The organism is Nocardioides dokdonensis FR1436, from assembly GCF_001653335.1.
In the GTDB taxonomy this organism is placed as follows: Bacteria; Actinomycetota; Actinomycetes; order Propionibacteriales; family Nocardioidaceae; genus Nocardioides; species Nocardioides dokdonensis.
Map to the genome: position 1 here is coordinate 84,243 of NZ_CP015079.1, position 19,147 is coordinate 103,389.

The 19,147-nt window shown below is 73.7% G+C and carries 17 protein-coding genes and 1 pseudogene; 8 read left to right on the forward strand and 10 right to left on the reverse strand.

Annotation, left to right across the window (positions count from 1 at the left end; all coding sequences use genetic code 11):
- Positions 1–55: 55 nt before the first annotated feature.
- From I601_RS00400 to I601_RS00415, 4 genes and pseudogenes are all read left to right on the forward strand, one after another.
- Entirely contained in the window at positions 56–739 is a 684-nt protein-coding gene (locus tag I601_RS00400) for a GAF and ANTAR domain-containing protein (RefSeq protein WP_068105022.1), read from the forward strand.
- Between the two features lie 95 nt (positions 740–834).
- A pseudogene (locus tag I601_RS21945) lies at positions 835–1,728 on the forward strand (sensor histidine kinase); the annotation flags it as partial.
- 127 nt (positions 1,729–1,855) lie between these two features.
- Positions 1,856–2,542, forward strand: coding sequence for a response regulator transcription factor (locus I601_RS00410; RefSeq protein WP_068105029.1), 687 nt, complete (start codon positions 1,856–1,858; stop codon positions 2,540–2,542).
- 102 nt (positions 2,543–2,644) lie between these two features.
- Positions 2,645–4,051, forward strand: a complete 1,407-nt coding sequence (locus I601_RS00415) for an exopolysaccharide biosynthesis polyprenyl glycosylphosphotransferase (protein ID WP_068105032.1) — start codon at positions 2,645–2,647, stop codon at positions 4,049–4,051.
- A gap of 45 nt (positions 4,052–4,096) precedes the next feature.
- Here the strand turns inward: I601_RS00415 and I601_RS00420 are convergent, their stop codons facing one another.
- Both I601_RS00420 and I601_RS00425 read right to left on the reverse strand, forming a co-directional pair.
- Entirely contained in the window at positions 4,097–4,753 is a 657-nt protein-coding gene (locus I601_RS00420; RefSeq protein ID WP_068105034.1) for a helix-turn-helix transcriptional regulator, read from the reverse strand.
- A gap of 223 nt (positions 4,754–4,976) precedes the next feature.
- The gene (locus I601_RS00425) at positions 4,977–6,326 is read right to left on the reverse strand and encodes a DUF4910 domain-containing protein (protein ID WP_237089511.1); all 1,350 of its coding nucleotides are present in this window, start codon (positions 6,324–6,326) and stop codon (positions 4,977–4,979) included.
- A gap of 49 nt (positions 6,327–6,375) precedes the next feature.
- On the opposite strand from I601_RS00425, the gene rfbG reads away from it, so the two are divergent.
- Positions 6,376–7,434, forward strand: a complete 1,059-nt coding sequence (gene rfbG, locus I601_RS00430) for a CDP-glucose 4,6-dehydratase (RefSeq protein WP_068105037.1) — start codon at positions 6,376–6,378, stop codon at positions 7,432–7,434.
- Here rfbG and I601_RS00435 read toward each other — a convergent pair.
- Positions 7,431–8,768 (reverse strand): glutamate-1-semialdehyde 2,1-aminomutase, encoded by a 1,338-nt coding sequence (locus I601_RS00435; RefSeq protein ID WP_068105041.1) that lies wholly within the window; start codon positions 8,766–8,768, stop codon positions 7,431–7,433. The two genes, rfbG and I601_RS00435, sit on opposite strands and share 4 nt — an antisense overlap.
- The gene (locus I601_RS00440) at positions 8,765–9,427 is read right to left on the reverse strand and encodes a PIG-L deacetylase family protein (protein WP_157519787.1); all 663 of its coding nucleotides are present in this window, start codon (positions 9,425–9,427) and stop codon (positions 8,765–8,767) included. The genes I601_RS00435 and I601_RS00440 overlap by 4 nt, the downstream gene beginning before the upstream one ends.
- 170 nt (positions 9,428–9,597) lie before the next feature.
- On the opposite strand from I601_RS00440, the gene I601_RS00445 reads away from it, so the two are divergent.
- Entirely contained in the window at positions 9,598–11,172 is a 1,575-nt protein-coding gene (locus I601_RS00445) for a right-handed parallel beta-helix repeat-containing protein (RefSeq protein ID WP_157519789.1), read from the forward strand.
- Between the two features lie 25 nt (positions 11,173–11,197).
- Entirely contained in the window at positions 11,198–11,644 is a 447-nt protein-coding gene (locus I601_RS00450; RefSeq protein WP_068105043.1) for an SRPBCC family protein, read from the forward strand.
- Positions 11,645–11,677: 33 nt separating this feature from the next.
- On the opposite strand, the gene I601_RS00455 is transcribed toward I601_RS00450, so the two are convergent.
- Together I601_RS00455 and I601_RS00460 are read right to left on the reverse strand one after the other, a co-directional pair.
- Positions 11,678–12,508, reverse strand: a complete 831-nt coding sequence (locus tag I601_RS00455) for a sugar phosphate nucleotidyltransferase (RefSeq protein ID WP_068105046.1) — start codon at positions 12,506–12,508, stop codon at positions 11,678–11,680.
- A gap of 33 nt (positions 12,509–12,541) precedes the next feature.
- Positions 12,542–13,771 carry a class I SAM-dependent methyltransferase gene (locus I601_RS00460; RefSeq protein WP_068105049.1) on the reverse strand — a complete coding sequence of 410 codons (1,230 nt, stop codon included), beginning with the start codon at positions 13,769–13,771 and terminating at the stop codon, positions 12,542–12,544.
- A gap of 165 nt (positions 13,772–13,936) precedes the next feature.
- On the opposite strand from I601_RS00460, the gene I601_RS00465 reads away from it, so the two are divergent.
- Positions 13,937–14,494, forward strand: coding sequence for a dTDP-4-dehydrorhamnose 3,5-epimerase family protein (locus I601_RS00465; RefSeq protein WP_068105052.1), 558 nt, complete (start codon positions 13,937–13,939; stop codon positions 14,492–14,494).
- On the opposite strand, the gene I601_RS00470 is transcribed toward I601_RS00465, so the two are convergent.
- The 4 genes from I601_RS00470 to I601_RS00485 are packed head-to-tail and all read right to left on the reverse strand — an operon-like array spanning position 14,454 to position 19,144.
- Positions 14,454–15,674 (reverse strand): glycosyltransferase family 4 protein, encoded by a 1,221-nt coding sequence (locus I601_RS00470; RefSeq protein WP_068105055.1) that lies wholly within the window; start codon positions 15,672–15,674, stop codon positions 14,454–14,456. The genes I601_RS00465 and I601_RS00470 overlap by 41 nt on opposite strands.
- The gene (locus I601_RS00475; RefSeq protein WP_068105057.1) at positions 15,658–16,977 is read right to left on the reverse strand and encodes an MATE family efflux transporter; all 1,320 of its coding nucleotides are present in this window, start codon (positions 16,975–16,977) and stop codon (positions 15,658–15,660) included. The genes I601_RS00470 and I601_RS00475 overlap by 17 nt, the downstream gene beginning before the upstream one ends.
- Positions 16,974–18,170: a polysaccharide pyruvyl transferase family protein gene (locus I601_RS00480; protein ID WP_068105059.1), complete on the reverse strand. Its 1,197-nt coding sequence runs from the start codon at positions 18,168–18,170 to the stop codon at positions 16,974–16,976. Before I601_RS00480 ends, I601_RS00475 begins: the two co-directional genes overlap by 4 nt.
- On the reverse strand, positions 18,167–19,144 hold the full coding sequence (locus I601_RS00485; protein WP_068105061.1) for a glycosyltransferase family 2 protein: 978 nt from the start codon (positions 19,142–19,144) through the stop codon (positions 18,167–18,169). The genes I601_RS00480 and I601_RS00485 overlap by 4 nt, the downstream gene beginning before the upstream one ends.
- Between the last annotated feature and the right edge of the window lie 3 nt (positions 19,145–19,147).

Below are 19,147 nucleotides of genomic sequence, written 5' to 3' on the forward strand. Positions count from 1 at the left end.
GTGAAACGGCCGGGGGGCCGCGCCGCATCCCGTGCATGTCCCTGGAGGAGGCGACGTGACGGACGAGAGCGTCGACGCTCTCGCGCAGGCCATCAGGGCCAGCGACGGCCTGGACGAGGCGTGCAGGTGCCTGCTCGGCGCCGCCCTGCAGATGTTGCAGGCCGATGTGGCTGGCCTGCTGACCTGGAGGGGCGACGGTGCCCCGGAGCGCTTCGCCAGCTCCGACGACGCGGAGATCGCCGCCCTCTGGTCCCACCCGGGCGGACCGGCCCACGAGGTGCGTGCGCTCAGCGGCGACCGGGTCGTCGTCCCCGACCTGGCAGCGGAGGAGCGGTGGCCGCAGTGGGCCCGGGCGCTCACGGACGCCGGCTACCGGGCGATGCAGGTGATCGTCCTGCCGAGCCTGGCCCACCGCCCCCTGGCCCTGGACCTGTACGCCCGCCGACCCGGCGCCTTCGACTCCAACGAGCGGGACCGCGCCGTCGACTGCGTGCGCCTGGCGGCCCTGCTCCTGACCATGGTCGAGCAGGTGGAGGACCTGCGCGCGGCGCTGCAGTCCCGCGCCCTGATCGCCCAGGCGCAGGGCTTGTTCATGGAACGCTTCACACTGACCTCGGAGCAGGCGATGGCCTACCTGCGCCGGCTCTCCCAGCACCAGCAGGTCAAGGTGCGCGTCCTGGCGCAGCAGGTCGTCGACGTCTCGGATGCCCGTCCGCAGGACGAGGTCTCGAGACCATGACGACCACCGCTGCTCACAGCCGCCGAGATTTCACGCTGGTATCACGATGCGGTACCTCGTCTGTGGCCGACTTGTGGGCAGGACGGGAGGCCTACATGAGCGACAGCGAGCACGCTCCACACCTGGACGAGGACCCGGCGGCGACCGGGCGGGGGAGGACACCCCGGCGTGAACACGTGCCGGTGGGTGCCGCGCTGGTCGCCGTCGGGGTCCTGGGTCTCCTCGTGGCCTCGGTGCTGCTGAGCCGGGCCGGGAGCCCGCTCGCCACCCCGGCCCAGGGGCTGGTGCTGGTCACGCTGCTGGTGCTCCTGGTGGCCTGGGAGCACGCTCGCGTCGTGCACCGGCTCACGCACAGCGAGCTGGTCCGGGCCCGCTCCCAGGTGCACGAGACCGAGCGCCGGCTCGACGAGGACGAGGACACCCTGCACGAGCTGCGCACCGCGCTCGCGGGCCTGCTGCTCAGCGAGCGCCTGCTGCAGGAGCACGGTGACACCCTCGAGGAGGCGACCCGCGCCAGGCTCGAGGAGCTGCGGGCGCGCGACCTCGACCGGATCGACGCCCTGCTGGCGCACGGACTGCCCGCCTCCGCGCCCGACCTCGACGTCCCGGCCCCGCCGCCCGACCCGGCCGGTCACGAGCTGGCGCTCGGACCGGTGGTCGACAGCGCGGTGGCCGCCGCCCGCCTGCGCGGGCAGCGCGTGGCCTGGTCCGGCTGTGCGCAGCAGGTGCTGGGCCACCACCACCACATCGGTGACATCGGCGAGATCCTCGACATCCTGCTGAGCAACGCGGCCCGGCACGCACCGGGTGCGCCGGTCGAGGTCGACGTACGCCGGGCCGGGTCCCGCGTGCTCGTCCGCGTGCACGACGAGGGCCCCGGGGTCGCTGCGGACCTCCGGACGTCGCTCTTCCAGCGGGGCGCCAAGGCGGCCACCTCGCCGGGCGCCGGGATCGGCCTGAGCCTGGCCCGACGGCTGGCCGCCCGCTGCGGTGGCGAGCTCCACCTGGAGGACCGGCACCCCGGTTGCACCTTCACCCTGACGCTCGAGTCGGCTCCTGCCGACACCCCACACCCGCTGCTCGACCCGTCCCCCTGTCCCAGGAGGAGCCCAGCCCATGCCACGTGCACTCGGCCTGACCCGCGTAGCCGTCGTCGAGGACCACCTCCTCTTCGCCGAGTCCCTCGAGGTGGCGCTCACGCTGGAGGGACACGACGTGCACCGCATCGAGGTGCCCGTCCAGACCGTGGTCCCTGCCGGCTGGCTGCTCACCGCGCTGCTGCGGGTGCGGCCCCGGGTGGTGCTGCTGGACCTGGACCTCGGCAGCGCCGGCCCCGGGACCCGCTTCATCGAGCCGCTGGTGCGCTCCCGGGCTGCCGTGGTGGTGGTCACCGGCGACACCCGGGAGGCCGTGTGGGGCGAGTGCCTGCGCCGCGGCGCCCGAGCGGTGCTGGAGAAGACGGCGTCCCTGAACACCATCCTGGCCACGATCCGCCTGATCGGCGACGGACGCCCGGTGATGAGTCGTGAGGAGCGCGAGCGGCTGATGCTGGTCTACCACCAGGAGAAGCAGGAGCTGCAGGACGTGCGCGCCCGGCTGGCCCGGTTGACGCCTCGTGAGCGGGAGGTGCTGCACTGCCTCATGGAGGGCACGACCGTACGGGAGATCGCCCGCGCGTCGTTCGTCTCCGAGGCCACGGTGCGCACCCAGGTCAAGTCGATCCTGGCCAAGCTCGAGGTGTGCTCGCAGCTCGCCGCCGTCGGCCTGGCCCACCGGGTGCAGACCCGGCTCGTCTCGCACTGAGCACTCCCCCACCGGCTTACCGCATTCGCGGCATGCCACGCACCGGCTCGGCTCCTAGATTGGCTGCACGGGGCCAGGAGCCGGTGCGAGGTGGGGGGGAACATGAGCGCCTTCGCTTTCCGCAGCCCGCACGTCGCGCCCGAGGTGGAGCACCAGCCCACGCACGCGGCCGTGCCGGTACGACGACGCAGGTGGCAGCTGCTGCTCGCGGCCGACGCGCTGGGTGCGACCGTCGCCGGCTGGATGCTGCTGCCCGGCGACCTGGTGCCCGGACCGACGCTGATCGTCGCGTTCGCCCTGGTGTGGATCGTGCTGCTCGGCGCGGCGCGGAGCTACGACCCCCGTCCCGTGCCCACCCGTGGCGACCTGGCCCGCTTCGCCCTGGCCGGCATCCACCTGGTGGCGGTCGGCGGGGTGCTGAACGGCATCACCACCCTCACCCTGCCCTCCGACGACCTGGTCGCCGCGTCCGCCGCGGTCGTGGTCGGCAGCGGGGGGATGCGCTACGCCTCGTCGCTGCGCTCCCCCCGGCCGACCCGGGTGGTCCTGGTGGGCCACCGCCGCCCGGTCCGACGGCTCGTGGACGAGCTGCAGGCCAGCGCCCAGGTCGTCGTGGTCGGCGTGTGCGTCGCCGGTCCCAAGGGCTGCTCCGGCTTCGTCCTGCCCACCGCCCCGGGGTTCACCTCGGTCGCGGCACTGGCCCGGACCCACCAGGCGGACTGCGTGGTGGCCCTGCCCTGCCGCCACCTCGACCCGACCTCCCTGCGCCGCCTGGGCTGGCTCCTCGAGCGCGACCAGGTCGACCTGCTCATCGGTCCGGGTCTGCACGGCGTCGACTCGGGCCGGGCCGCACTGCGACGCACCGGCGACCTGTCCCTCCTCTACGTGCGCCACGCCGACCTGACGGGACCCCGACGCGTCGTCAAGCAGCTGTGGGAGCGCGGCGCCAGCGCCGCGGCCCTGATGGTGCTGGCACCGCTGCTGCTCGTCCTCGCCGTGCTCGTGCGTCTCGAGTCGCCGGGCCCGGCGTTCTTCCACCAGCCCCGGGTGGGCCGCGACGGCGCGGTGTTCTCCATCCACAAGCTGCGCACCATGCACGTGGACGCCGAGGAGCAGAAGGACGCGCTGCACGCCAGCAACGACAGCGACGGCGTGCTCTTCAAGATGCGTCAGGACCCCCGCGTGACCCGGCTCGGCAGGTGGCTGCGGAGGACCTCGCTCGACGAGCTCCCCCAGCTGATCAACGTGGTGCGCGGCGAGATGGCCCTGGTCGGGCCCCGGCCCCCGCTGCCGGGCGAGGTCACCGCCTACGACGAGGACGCGATGCGCCGGCTCGCGGTGCGTCCGGGCATCACCGGGCTGTGGCAGGTCTCCGGGCGCTCGGACCTGCCCTGGGCCGCCACCGTCCGGCTGGACTCGCGCTACGTCGACAACTGGAGCCTGCGCCTGGACGCCTGGATCCTGCTGCGCACCGTGCCCGCGGTGCTGCGCAGCCGCGGCGCGTACTGAGCCCGGTCCGGCAACGCCGGCGAGCCGTCAGGGCCGTCAGGGCCGTCAGGGCCGTTCGGGCTGCTCGGACCAGCGCTGGAACTGGGCGACGGCGGCGAGCTGGGAGCTGACCCCGAGCTTGCGCAGCACCGCCTTGACCTGGCTGCGCACGGTGCCCTCCCGGACCCCGGTGAGCTCCGCGATCTCGCGGACCGACAACCCGTCGTGCAGCAGCGCCAGCACCGAGTGCTCGCGAGGGCTCAGCGTGGCCATCCGCAGGCGTTGGTCCTCCTGCTCCACACGGCGCAGCCGCCACTCCTCCTCCAGCTGGTCCCGGTCGGGCCACGCGGCCCGGGCCCGGCCCAGCACCAGGTCGGCGAGCCGGGCCACGAGGTCGTCCAGGGCGACCGAGCTGGGCACGACGCCGGTGGCGCCGCTGTCCACGAGCTCGCTCCAGCCCGGGTCGGCGGGCTCCTCCACGAGCAGCAGCCACGGCAGCGGCAGGCGTCCGAGCAGGCCGGCGGCCTCGCGCTGCTCCGGTCCGAGGAAGTCCCCGACGACCAGGCCCGCTCCCACCTGCCACCCCACCAACCGCTGGCGGGTGATGCTGTCGGAGGCGCGCCCGGTCCAGGCCGGGACGACCACCTCGACGCCTCGGCTCTCCAAGGCGACCCGGACCGCGTCCGCGACCAGGTGCTGACCCGAGATGAACAGGATCCGCACGCGTTCCGATGTGGCTCCCAGCACGACGCGGGAGCCCTCAGGACTCATGGCCGACCCCGTACCGGGCGGGCAGGCATCTCCACGCACACGCACCTCCCGCTCGTCCGCGCCGCTCAGGGTCGGGCGACGGGCCGGGCCCACACGACCCGTGGCCAGAGCCTAGGAACCCGGTGCGGGGCTCCCGCGGGCACACGGGCGAAGATGCCCAATAGTGGTGAGCGGGTCAGTCGTCGTCCGGCTCGAGCGCCAGGAGACCCGCTCCGAGCAGGTCCTCGGCCGCGCGGTGCAGGTCCCGCACCGGGACCCCCGACACCTCGGCCACCTCGACCAACGAGGTCGCCCCGTCCGCGCTCGCGAGCAGCCACAGCATCGCCATCACGGCCGCCGTGGCGCTCTTGCCGCCGGTCGTGGGGTACAGGCCCCGGCGACCGAGCTGGGGTTCGCCGTAGGGGCTCAGGTTGCGGTAGGTGCGGTCGTGCTGCAGCGCCTCGAGCACCTCCAGCACCGCGTCGTACGACGCCACGAGCTCGTCGTCGGTGACGAACCCGAGGTCGTCGGCGGAGGTGTGGTACTCCGGGTACTCGCCGTGCGGGGTCCGGGAGATCCGGCCCACCGGCAGGTCGAAGCCGAGGGCGTTGTACTGCCGCTCGTCGTAGCCGTACGGCGAGTAGTCGCGCACCTCGCCGCCACGGTCGCGCACGACGAGCTCGGCAGCGCGGTCGACCGGCCGGGCACCGCGCCGGGTCCGCTTGTAGACCAGCGGGCCGGGGCCGCCGAGGCCGGTGAGCACCAGGCCGTGCCGGATCCGCTCCAGCCCGGCCGGGTTGCGGCTGAGCCAGGTGATCGAGCCGATCGTGCCCGGCGCCAGCACGAGGCGGACGCCGAGCCGGCGCGGCCGCTCGGCGAGCGTGCGGACGAGCTCGGCGGCCACGCTGAGCCCGGAGAGGTTGTCGTTGGCCAGCGACGGGTGGCACAGGTGGGCCGAGAGCAGGATCTCGCCCTCCTCGCTGCCGGGCAGGAAGATCTCGCCGTACGTCAGCGAGCCCGGGGTGAGCGTGGAGTCCACGACGACCTCGAAGGGCCCCAGCCGGGCCGCCTCCTCCAGCTCCGCCACCCGGCGGTGCGGCAGGCAGAAGCCCCAGGTCCGGGCGTAGTAGGTCGTGCGGTACGGGATCCAGTCGGGGTGCTCGGGCAGCGTGTGCAGGTGCGGTCGCAGCTCCTCGAGGGTCATCGTGGCGCGCACGGGCACCGAGTAGCTGACCAGGTGCAGCGTGTGGTCGGCCAGGTCGACGAGGCGGCGCCCGGTGGCGTCGGCGATGTGCGCGCCGCGGACGTTCCACTCCTCGTTGACGACCCAGTCGTGGACCTGCGTGCCCGAGGGCACCTCGTGCCGCACGAGCTCCACCCCGGCCGGGAGGTCCTGCTCGATCACGTCGAGGGTGGCGCGCACGCCGTCACCGGTGATGGAGCGGCACAGCGGGTAGAGACGCTCCATGCGGGCGCGGATGCGTCGCCGCCGGTCAGCGCCGGAGGCCACCCCCTGGGGGTCGTCGACGTCGTCGTCGTCCACCACGGTCCCAGACTAAGGTGCAACGACGACCAGCGCAGGAGGTTCATCGGCCATGGATGCGGCTCACTGGAAGGACCGGGACGTCTTCGTCACCGGACACACCGGCTTCAAGGGCGCCTGGCTGTGCGAGCTGCTGCGCCAGCTCGGGGCCCGGGTGCACGGCTACGCGCTGCCGACCCCGGAGCACTTCCTCTACGCCCGGGCCCGCGCGGGCGAGCAACTGGCCGGCGACCACGTCGGGGACATCCGCGACACCGCGGCCCTGACGCAGGCGCTCGAGCGCTCCGGGGCCGGTGTGGTGCTGCACCTGGCCGCGCAGTCGGTGGTGCGGGAGTCCTACCGGGACCCCCGGGAGACCTTCTCGACCAACGTCGAGGGCACCTTGTCGGTGCTCGAGGCGGTGCGCGCCGTGCCGCGGGTGAGCAGCTGCGTGGTCGTGACCACCGACAAGGTCTACCGCAACAACGAGTGGCACTGGGGCTACCGGGAGCCGGAGCCCCTCGGGGGCGACGACCCGTACAGCGCGAGCAAGGCCTGTGCGGAGCTGCTGACCCACTCCATGACCACGTCCTTCCCGCGCGACGGGCTCGGGATCGCGACGGCCCGGGCCGGCAACGTCGTCGGGGGCGGCGACGCGACCGCCGACGCGCTGGTGCCCGAGCTCGTCTCCCGCTTCGCGGCGGGCGAGCCGGCCCAGCTGCGCCGACCCGACGCCGTACGCCCCTGGCAGCACGTCCTCGAACCGCTCAGCGGCTACCTGACCGTGGCCGAGCACCTGCCCGGGCGGGCCCATGACCGGGGCTGGAACTTCGGACCCGTCGCCGCGGACGCGCTGAGCGTCGCGGAGGTCGCCGACCTGATGGCCGAGCAGTGGGGCGAGGGGGCGAGCTGGACCGACACCGGTGACGCCGGACCGCACGAGGCCGGTCTGCTGATGCTGGACTCGACGCTGGCGCGCACCGAGCTGGGCTGGCGACCGGTGCTGCGGGCCCGCGAGGCAGTCCGCGCGACGGTGGAGTGGGAGCGCTCGGTGCGCGGCGGCGAGGACCCCCGCGACGCCACCCGACGCCAAGTGGGCGCCTACCTGGAGGCACACCGGGCCGGCTGCTAGGAGATCCTGCGGGGCGCGGCGTGCTCACGCAGCGCCGGCGCCACGGGCCGGCCCTCGAGCAGGCCCTCGACCCCACCCCGCTCCAGCGCCTGCGCGTAGACCGGCAGCGCGCGGCGCACCGCCTCGACGGTGAGGTCGAGATCGGCGTCGGTGTGAGCGGCCGAGATCACGAAGGACTGGCCCAGCACCCCGTGGCGCAGCAGCTCCTGCAGGAACAGCGTGCGGAACGCCTGGGAGGGACGGCAGTCGCGGTCCAGGGTGGCGAACAGCAGCGACACCGGGGGGCCCAGCACCCGCACGTGGTCGTCCAGCCCCACGGCGGCCACCTCGCCACGGACGGCCTCGGCCAGGCGCTGGCCCAGTGCGGTCATCTCGGCGACGACGTCGCGCCGCTCGTACTCGTCGTCCACGGCCAGGTACGCCGCCAGCCCCCCGGTCTCGGGGCCGTGGGTGGTCGAGACCAGGAACACCCGCGAGTCGTCGGTGCGCAGGCCCCCGCGCTCCATCAGCTCGCGGCGACCGGCCAGCGCCGCGATCGGGAACCCGTTGCCCAGCGCCTTGCCCCAGCACGACAGGTCCGGCCGGACGCCGTAGACGTGCTGCGCACCGTGGCGTGACCAGCGCATGCCGCAGATGATCTCGTCGAAGACGAGCACGAAGCCGTCCTGGTCGGCCAACCGGCGCAGGCCGGCGAGGAAGCCCGGTTCCGGCTCCGCCGTCGACGAGGCCGCCTCCAGGATCACGCAGGCGACCTGGCCGGGGTGCGCGTCGAGCACCGTCCGCAGCGAGTCCAGGTCGTTGTAGTCGAACCCGACGGTGCAGGCCCGGTGCTCGGCGGGGACCCCGCCGGGCATCGCGGTCGAGCCGATGAACCAGTCGTCGGTGGAGAAGAACGGCTGGCTGCGGCAGATCGCCACCAGCGGCCGGCCGGTGGCGGCCCGGGCGAGGCGCACCGCGGCGGTGGTGACGTCGGAGCCGTTCTTGGCGAACTTGACCATGTCGGCCCCGGGCACCTGCGCGAGGAACCGCTCGGCCGCACGCAGCTCCCACACCGACGGACGGGTGAAGCTCACCCCGTCACCGATCGCGTCGCGCACCGCCTCTACGACCGGCGCGTAGCCGTGCCCGAGCGTGACCGAGCGCAGGCCCATGCCGTACTCCACGAAGGTGTTGCCGTCGAGGTCCTCGACCCGGGCGCCGGCACCGCGCACGATGACCGGCGCCATGTGCTCGGGGTACTGGTCGCTGCCCCGGGCGTAGGTGTGCGCGCCGCCGGGCACCAGCTCGTGCAGCCGCGCCTGCGCCCGTGCCGAGGCGCTGAAGTCGCGGCTCACGACCGGCTCCGCAGCACGGGGTCCAGCAGCACCTTCGAGGCGACGAAGCCCTCGGCGTAGCGGCTGCGGCACTCCATCCCCCGCAGGCGCATCAGGCCCAGGAACATCTCCTCGTCCCACCAGTCGCGGGAGCGTTGGCTGGAGAAGCACTCGTCGAGGACCTCGAACTTGCCTCGCGCGGTCGCCTCGTCCAGGGCGACGAAGTGGCTGGGCGAGGCCATGTCGCCGTCCCACTTGGGGATCTCGTAGTGCAGCACGAGCGCATCGCGCCACACGGTGCTGGCCAGCCCACCGACGAGGCGGTGGTCCTGGTGGGCGTCGTCGACGCGCGGCGCCAGCACGATGTCGGGGAGCCGGTGGGCAGGCTGGTCGGCGGCGAAGTCCTCGAGCGCCTGCTTGAGCGCCTCCCAGCTGCCCGGCAGCCGACCGTCCTCGAGCCCGCCACCGTGGACCCGGCTCCCGGGGAAGAGCCGAGCCATCGCGGACCGGGACTCCTCCAACCGGTGGGCGGTGCCCGTCAGCACCAGCGCGGAGACGTCCACGTCGCCGCGCTGGGCCAGGCGCAGCAAGGTGCCCCCGCAGCCGATCTCGATGTCGTCGGGGTGCGCCCCCAGGCACACCACCGTCAGCGGTCCCGCGCCGATGCTCAGCTCCAGCACGTCGTTCCTCCCCCCGGTCGCGCGTCCCCTGACGTCGATGGTGGGTGGCGAGCAGCCCGTGCGGGGCCGCACCGGCGAGCGGTCACCACAATGGGGTAACTCGTCCTGGTGAGGAGCGCGAGCCGCCCGGTCCCCGTCCTACGGTGGTCGAGCCGCTCGAGAGGAGAGCCGTGCGCGTCCCCATCCCGAGAGACCGTGTCCACGTCCGGCCCCTCGTCGTGCTGGGCCTGGCCGCCGTGGTCCTCGCGACGCTGGGCGCCCTGCGGGGTCTGCCGCCGACCGCCGACGACGCGGACGGCAGCCCGCGCGCCGCCGGCGCCGTGGGCGCGGTCTCGCCGACCGCCCCGCCCGCGCCGATCTGCGGCTCCCGCGGGCTGCAGGGGCCGGCGCAGCCCCCTGCGGAGGCGGTGGTGGTGCGCCCCACCGACAACCTGCCGCTCGTGGTGAGCCAGTCACCGCCCGGCACGACGTTCTGGCTGGCAGCCGGCGTCCACCGCCTCGGCCTCACGGCCTACGACTCGGTGCGCCCGCACGACGGCGACCGCTTCGTCGGCGCACCCGGCGCGGTGCTCGACGGCGACGGCACCAACCTCTACGCCTTCACCGGCGACGCCGCGGACGTCACCGTCTCCCACCTGACCATCGAGCGCTTCGGGCAGACCACCGACAACCGCAACCAGGGCGTGGTCAACCACGACAGCGCGCCCGGGTGGGTGGTCGAGCACAACACGGTGCGCCTCAACGGCGGCGCCGGGGTGTTCCTCGGCACCGGCTCGGTCGTGCGGCACAACTGCCTGGACCGCAACGGCCAGTACGGCTTCAGCGCCTTCCTGCCCGCCGGCCCGAAGGACGTCGTGCTGCACCACAACGAGATCAGCGGCAACAACACCGCCGGGTGGGAGGAGCGGGTGGACGGGTGCGGCTGCACCGGCGGCGGCAAGTTCTGGGCGACCGACGGGGCCGACATCACCGACAACTGGGTGCACCACAACGCGGGCCCCGGCCTGTGGGCCGACAACAACAACACCGGCTTCACGATCAGCGGGAACCTCATCGAGCACAACGACTCCGAGGGGCTGATGTACGAGACCAGCTACAACGCCGCGGTGGTGGGCAACACCTTCGTCGGCAACGGCACGGTCAAGGGCCCCCGCAACCCCGGCTTCCCCACCCCGGCGGTCTACATCTCCGAGTCCGGCGGCGACCCGCGGGCCGGCGACCGGCACAGCGACGAGCTGCTGATCGCCGACAACCTCTTCATCGACAACTGGGGCGGGGTGGTCGCCTGGGAGAACGCCGACCGGTACGCCGGATCGCCGGCGAACCCCACGGCCGACACGACGCTCGTCAACCCCGACGTCGCGACCTTCGACGCCTGCGCCGACCCCGACCTCATCGGCACGCAGCCCTACTACGACGACTGCCGCTGGAAGGCCCAGCACGTCCACGTGCGCGACAACCGGTTCGACTTCGACCCGGCTGCGCTCGGCGAGCGCTGCACCCCCGCGAACATCTGTGGCGTCAGCGGGGTGTTCTCGAACTTCGGCACCTTCCCCCCGCACTCACCGTTCCAGGGCCTGGTCGTCGAGCAGGCGGTGACCCACGACCAGGACAACCGCTGGTGGGACAACTCCTACCGCGGCCCGTGGTCCTTCATGGCGATGGAGGCCGGACCGCTGATCTCGTGGGAGGACTGGACCGGGGACCCCTTCGACCAGGACGCCGGCAGCAGCTTCGCCGGCTGAGGAACCACCACCAGAAGGAGCAGCCATGACCGACACCGAGGACCTGCGGATCGAACGCACCCTGGACGCCCCCATCGAGCTGGTCTGGGCGATGTGGACAGAGACCGAGCACTTCGCCGGCTGGTACGGCCCCACCGGGGCGACGATCCCGCGCGCCGAGATGGACGTCCGGGTGGGTGGGCGTCGCCGCATCGACATGGAGGTGGAGACCCCGGGTGGCCCGATGACGATGGCCTTCGTCGGCGAGTACCACGAGGTCGACGCACCGACCCGGCTCGTCTACTCCGAGAGCATGGCCGACGGGGCCGGCGCACCCGGCGAGACCTCCGTCGTGGTCGAGCTCACCGGCCTCGGGGACCGCACCCGCATGGTCCTGACCCACGTCGGCGTGGCGCCGGACTCACCGGGGGCGCAGGGGTGGGCGATGGCCCTCGACAAGCTCGCAGCACGGCTCGCCGCTCTCCCCGGCTGACGGGCGGGCTGACGGGCTGACGGGCGGGGTTCCTCAGATCGCGAGCGGGGTGACGACCGGGGTGATCTGGCCACCCGGCAGCACCGGGCGCTCGCGCCACAGCGCCCACGGGCTGATCCCGTGGCGGTACTGGTGCTCGAGGGCCGAGCGCTCCTTGAGCGTGTCCATCGGCGCCCAGAATCCGTCGTAGCGCACCGCGCGGACGCGACCGTCCCGGGCGGCGCGCACGCAGCCGTCCATGACCAGGTCGTCGCCCTCCTCGAGGTAGTCGAAGATCCCCTGGCGCAGCACGAAGTAGCCGCCGTTGATGCACAGCGACATGTCGGCGACGGGCACCAGCCCCGCGACTTGCCCGTCGGCGTCCAGGTCGACCACGTGGAAGGAGTCCTGCGGCTTCACGGCGAGCATCTGGGCCACGGCATCGGTCTGCTCGAACTGTGCCACCAGCTCGTCCATCGGGGCATCGGTGAGCACGTCGCCGTAGTTGGCCAGGAAGATGCCGTCGTCCTCGAGGTAGGGCCGCACCCGACGCAGCCGTTCCCCGATCGCGGTCTCCATCCCGGTGTCGACGAACGTGATGGTCCACTCGCTGATGTCGGTGCTGAGCATCTCGATGTACGAGCCGCCCTTGGTGAGCACGAAGTCGTTGGAGGCGGTCTCCTGGTAGTTCAGGAAGTAGTCCTTGACCGCCTGGGCGCCGTGGCCCAGGCAGAGCACGAACTCGGTGTGCCCGAAGTAGGCGTAGTAGCGCATCACGTGCCAGAGCACCGGCCGACTGCCGATCGGCATCATCGGCTTGGGCAGGGACTGGTTGTCGGCGCGCATCCTCATCCCCAGACCACCGCAGAACAGGACCACCTTCATGACTGAGCTCCCCTCATCCTCTTGCTTGCTCTCTCAGATGACCTCGAGCCGGGGCAGCGCGACGACCAGCCGCCCACCCCAGGCCCGCACGTGCTCCAGCTGCGCGCTGATCTCCTTGCGCAGGTTCCACGGCATGATCACGACGTAGTCCGGCCGCGCCTCGTCGAGCGCCTCGACCGGCAGCACCGGGATGTGGGTGCCGGGCAGGAACATGCCGTGCTTGTAGGGGTTGCGGTCGACGGCGAAGGACAGCAGGTCCGCGCGCACCCCGCAGTAGTTGAGCAGGGTGTTCCCCTTGCCGGGGGCGCCGTACGCCGCCACGGTGAGTCCGGCGCGTCGGCAGCTGATGAGGAACTCCACGAAGTCGTCACGCACCTGGGACACGGCCCGTGCGAAGCCGGCGTGGCCGGCCAGCGTGTGGAGGCCGGCCCGCTCCTCGGCCGCGAGCACCCGGGCCACGGCCGCGCTCGGCGCGGGCGCCGTCTCGGCGAGCGCCGACCAGGTGCGCAGCGAGCCGCCGTGCGTGGGCAGCTCGTCCACGTCGACGACCACGAGGCCCGCCGAGGCCAGGACCCGCTGGGTCGTCAGCAGGGACAGGTAGGAGTAGTGCTCGTGGTAGATCGTGTCGAACTCGTTGCCCTCGACCAGCCGCAGCAGGTGCGGGATCTCGATGCTCACCCGGCCGTCGTCCGCGACCAGCTCACGCAGGCCGCGGCTGAAGTCGACGATGTCGGGCACGTGGGCGAAGACGTTGTTGGCCACCACCAGGTCGGCGCGGCCGTGGGTCTCCGCGACCTTGCGGCCGGTCTCCTCCCCGAGGAAGAGCACCTCGGTGGCCACCCCCCGGTCCTCCGCGACCGCCGCGACGTTGGCGGCCGGCTCGATGCCCAGGGACCGGATGCCGCGCGCCAGCGTGTGCTGGAGGAGGTAGCCGTCGTTGCTGGCCACCTCCACGACGAAGGAGTCGCCGTCCAGGCCGAGGCGCTCGATCGCCGACTCGACGAACCGCTCGCAGTGGCGCACCCAGGAGTCGCTGTAGGAGGAGAAGTAGGCGTACTGGGTGAAGATGTCCTCCGCCGGGATGTAGGCCGGCAGCTGCACGAGCAGGCACTCGTCGCAGACCCGGACGTGCAGGGGGTAGAAGACCTCCGCCGCATCGAGTGCCTCCGCAGGCACGTAACTCTCGCAGGGCGGTGACATGCCCAGGTCCACGAAGGTGGTGCTCAGCCCTGCTCCGCACAGCCGGCAACGTCGCTCTCCCATGCCCTGTCCTCACTCTCGGCGTCGGCACCCACGTTGGGTGCTGGTGGACCGCGGGCCGCGGAGGCAAGCGCTATTTACCGCAATTTCGTGAGGCCCCGGACACCGGCGCTGGGGCAGCGTCGGACGCGGCGGACCACGAGGGCCGCACGACGACGGGGGCAGGTCATGCAGGTGGAGCGGGCACGGTTCGACGGGGTGCTCGTCTTCACCCCCCAGCCCCTGCACGACGACCGTGGCCTCTTCGTGCGCACCTACGACGCCGACGTGGCCGGCGAGCACGGGCTGCGACCCGAGACGTTCCTCCAGGACAGCCTGTCGCGCACGCACCGCGGCGTCGTGCGGGGCCTGCACCTGCGCACGGGCCGCGGCGAGGCCAAGCTGGTGCGCTGCTCCCACGGGGCCCTCTTCGACGTCGTGGTCGACCTGCGGCCGGGCTCGTCGACCTTCGGGCAGTGGGAGGGCTTCGAGCTCACCGGCGAGAGCCAGCGCTCGGTCTACATCCCGGCCGGCTGCGCGCACGGCTTCCAGTCGCTCACCGAGCCGGCCGACACGTCGTACCGGATCGACCGCCGGCACGACCCGGCCGAGTCCCTGACGTTCGCCCACGACGACCCCGAGCTCGGTGTGCAGTGGCCGCTGCCCGTCGTCGGGCTCTCGGCCGCGGACCGCGCGGCCCCGCCGCTCAGCGAGGTGCGACACCTGCTCGGCGCCGCGGCACGCTAGCCAGGAAGTCCAGCAGCCGGGGGCACTGGACGTCGGTCGCGAACACCTGCTCGGCGCGGCTGCGGGCGCTGCGACCCATCCTGCTGCGTCCCACCTCGTCGTCCAGCACCGCCAGCAGGACGTCGGCCGCGGCCTCGGGGTCGTCGAGCGGCCAGTAGCGCCCGTCGAGGCCGTCGCGCACCACCTCGGGCACACCGCCCACCGGCGCGGCCAGGACCGGCACCCCTGCGGCCATCGCCTCGACCAGGACGATCCCGAAGGACTCCATCCGCGAGGTGTGGCAGTAGACCCGGTGCTGCGGGACCAGGCGCGCCACGTCGTCGCGGTGCCCCACGAAGCGGACGTCCGGGGCCAGGCCCAGCCTCCGCGCCTGCTGCTCCAGCGCGCCGCGCTGCGGGCCGTCGCCGACCACGGTGAGGGTGCAGCGGCGCCCGCGACGGCGCGCCGCTGCCAGCACGTCGAGCAGGTAGGCCTGGTTCTTGCGCGGCTCCAGCGAGCCCACCGTCACCAGGTCGGCCTCGATGCCCTGCCCGGCCCCGGGCCCACACCCGGCCGAGGCCTCGCCGACCGGCACGCAGTTGGGCACCACCACGGACGGCACCCCGGCCACCGCCGGGATCCGCTCCAGGCAGTCGCGCCGGCTGGACTCGGAGACGTAGACGATCCCGTCGAGACGCGGCAGCACCCGGGCCTCGAGCGCGCGGATGGCGGCGAAGAGCCGTCCCTGCGCGGCGATGTCGCCCTTGGCGGCCCACTCGTCGGCCTCGGAGACGTTGAAGTGGGCGGCCATCACGACCGGCTGCGCGCCCCGCACCGCCAGCGCCGCCTCCGCGGAGGGCGGGCACTGGGCGTAGACGACCTGCGCCCGCCCGGCCCCCCGGAGCGTCTGCGCGAGCGCGCGCCGCAGGAAGCGGGCGTGCCACTCGCGGTACCACCACACGCTCCCGGCGCTGCTCACCGGCGTGATCACCCTGCGCACCGCGAAGACCGGCCGCACCAGCGCCGAGCCCGCGTCGAAGGGGTTCACGACCCGCACCGGCGAGGCGGTCCCGTCCTGGTGCTCCACGAGGGTGCGCACGTGGGTCTGCACCCCGGAGCCACCCTGGCGCCGCATCAGCGTCGCGACGACCACCTCGCGGCCGCCGGCGTCGTACGCCGCCTCCTCACGCGACGCGGCCATCGAGCTCGCGCTCCACCGGCTCGGAGGGGTCCTCGTTGACGAACTGCGCCCGTCGGACCGCGTGGTGCAGCGCGAGCCACCACGCCACGGCTCCGAGGCCGGCCGCGGCAGCGGTGCCCCACACCATGCCCAGCGCCCCCGCGGTGGCCGCGCCCGCTGTGCCGAGCACCGCGTAGAGCGTGGTCACGAGCACCTGCATCCGCAGGGTCAGATCGGCCCGACCCAGCGCCCGCAGGCCCGCGGAGGGACCGACGTGCAGGCAGCCCGCGGTGGCGCTGAGGACCACCGCGGGGAGCAGCAGGTGCGCGCCCGGCCACACCTCGCCGAGCAGCACCTGGCCCGCCCCGTGCGGGAGGATCAGGAAGATCGTGAGCCCCCACAGCAGCGCCAGGCCCGCCAAGCCGGCGCTGAGGGCACGGCACAGGCGCTCGAGGGCGGTGCGTCCCCCGGCCAGGGAACGCACGGTCTCCGGGACGGCGACCTGGGCGATGCCCATCAGGAGGCTGGCCACCGGGCCGATCAGCATCTGGGCGCCCCGGACGGCACCCAGCGCCCCGAGCCCGCTGACCAGGGCGACGACGAGGGACGTGACCTGCTGGCCGACGCCCAGGGTGATGTTCTCGCCCAGGAACCGCACGCCGAGATCGCGCTGCTCGCGCCACCACTGCGGCACCAGCCGCAGGTCCGGCAGCACCCCGGCCTGCCAGGACCCGAACACGGCGGCGATCCCCGCGCTGAGACCGAAGGCCACGATCGCCCAGCCGATGCCGTCGAGCCCGAGGGGTGCGCCCGCGGGCAGCAGCACCAGCAGACCGATCCCCCAGACCGCGTCGTTGAGGCACGCCTTGCCCCCCTCCCCGGCGGCGAAGAAGGCGTAGCGCCAGCTGTCCTGCAGCGCCAGCGCGGGCAGGCACATCGACAGCGCGACGAACGCGGTGCCGCCCTCACCGCTCACCTCGGCCATCAGCACCAGGCCGCCGGCGAGGCACGCCGCAGCCCCGAGCACCCCGACCAGCAGGGCGGTGGCGCTCGCTGCCGCGGTCGCCGCCCGCCAGGTGTCGCGCTCGACGCCGCTGCAGCGCACCATCAGTGGATCGGTGGCCAGCCCGCGGGCGGCCTGCAGCACGATCGCGTAGGTCACGAGCACCAGACCCAGGGCACCGAGGCTCTGCGCCCCCAGCGTGGTGGCCACGAAGACGCCCAGCAGGAAGTTCTTCGCGCTCGAGACGCCCTGGTCGGCCACACCCCAGCTGAGCCTGCCCAGGGTCCGGGCCACGGCACCCCGGCCGGGCGCCGCGCTCACCGGACCACCTCGGGCACGAGCCCGAGGACCTCGCGCGACAGCGCCTCGAGCTGCGCGGCCAGCAGCGGGTCCAGCGCGTCGCGACGACGCTCGATCAGCCCGCGCAGCCCGTCGAGGTCGGCGTGCACCGCGTCGACCTGGACGACCAGCCGCTCGGGGTCCAGGTGCCGGATGTCGTGGGTGAGCCTCTCGAGCCCCACCTGCGCCAGGAGCTCGCGGTGCTTGGCGGCGTAGGCGAGCGCGACGGCCGGGGTGCCGCAGCGCAGCGCGCAGACGACGTTGTGGTAGCGCGAGGCCACCACCACCTCGACCGAGGCCACGGCCGCCATCAGCTCCCCGGGGGTGCTCACCGACACCAGGCTCAGCCGGTCGGGATCGCTCGGCACCGCGGCCAGGAGGCGTCGGGCCACGGGCACGTCGTCGGCGTCGCCGACCAGCAGCCGCACCCGGTAGCCCCGCTCCAGCAGCCGCCGCACGAGCGCGACCAGCCGATCGGCGTACGCCGCGTGCAGCCGCTCGGCCTGCCCGCGGTCGCCGTTGGAGCCGGACCAGGCCATCACCCCCAGCCCGACGGTGCCCGACGTCGGCGCCGGGCGCCCGGCCCGGGGCAGACCCAGCACGAGGTCGGGGTAGACGCTGTCGCCGGGTGGCAGCCCCATCCGGACCATCTCCTCGCGCGAGTGCTCGTCGCGGAACGAGCGGTAGTGGGCCAGGCGCGCAGCACCGACCAGGAGCACCCGGTGCACCCGCTGCGGGACGGCGTCGGCACCCACCCCGACGAGGGCGACCCGGGTGCCCCACACCCGACCGCTGAGGGCCATCACCAGCAACGTCCAGGGCATCTGCCAGGACCGCTCGTGCAGCGTCGACTCCAGCGTGCCCATCCCGGGCACGATCACCACGTCGTGCCGGCGCACCCAGGCGCTGATCCGCCAGGCGTCCGTCACGATCCCGCGCAGCACGCGCCCCGCGGCCGTGCCACCCCGAGGCTGCCGGTGCAGGTCGACCGCATCGAGCCCGTAGCGCTCGCGGACCGCGACGGCCCCCGAGCACATGGCGTCCAGCCGGGCGTCCGGGACCGTGCGGCGCAGGTGGGCGAGGACGACCTCGAGGCTGGCGTCGTTGCCGATGTTGCCGGAACCGAGCCGGCCCAGCAGCCCGACCCTGATCGCCCCTCCGGCATCGCCGCTCATCCCGGGACGCCCTGCCCGACCACCACGCGACGGGCCAGGTCGCGCCGGTCGGCCGCGACGTCGTACTCCTCGGCCGGCACGCCGATGGACCGGCCCGTGACCCGGCGCCGGGCGCGCGAGAGCGCCCACCGGACCAGGTGGCGCTCGCACTCACGCCGCTCGGCCGGGGTCAGGGGTGCGTGCCGCAGCGCCGCTGCGTAGGCCCAGACGAGCTCGCCGACCAGTCGGGCCGTCGGGTGCCGCCAGCCCTGGGCCCGGCGCGGGTCGAGCCCGGCACACCACTCGCGGATCGTCGTGTCGTCGTTCGACAGCCGGTCGGCGTGGTGGCGGCGGAAGTAGAGCCAGTCCGGCACCTGCACGAAGCGCCCCCGCAGGGCGAGGTCGGTGACGAAGACCTGGTCGGCGCGGTAGTAGCTGCCGTGTGGGGGCACCTGGCGCAGCACGTCGGTGCGCACCACCCCGTAGAAGTCGTCGGCCCGGATCGCGCCGGGCATGTCGTCACCGTCGAACAGCATGCTGCGCAGCCGCTCGGGGGCGCGGCGCGCCGCGGTGCAGAGCGGGTACTCGTGCGCCTGGGTCACGGTGCCGTCCTCGTCGACCGCCGCCGTCCACGAGTGGGCGAGGACGGCGTCGGGGTGCTGGTCGAGGAGGCGGACGCACTGCTCGACCAGGTCGGCGGCGTAGAGGTCGTCGGCCGAGGCCCACTTGAACAGCTCGCCGCGGGCCCGGCGCAGCACCACGTCGTGGTTGGCCGCGGCGCCGACGTTGCGCGGCAGCCGCTCGTAGCGCACCCGCTCGTCACGGACGGCGTAGCGCCGGCAGATGTCGTCGGTGCCGTCGGTCGAGGCGTTGCTGGAGATGACGACCTCGAGGTCCTCGTAGGTCTGGCCGAGCAGGGCGTCGAGCGACTGCGCGAGGTAGTCCTCGCCGTTGTAGACCGGGAGCCCGATGCTGACCCGGGGGCAGGCGCTCATCGC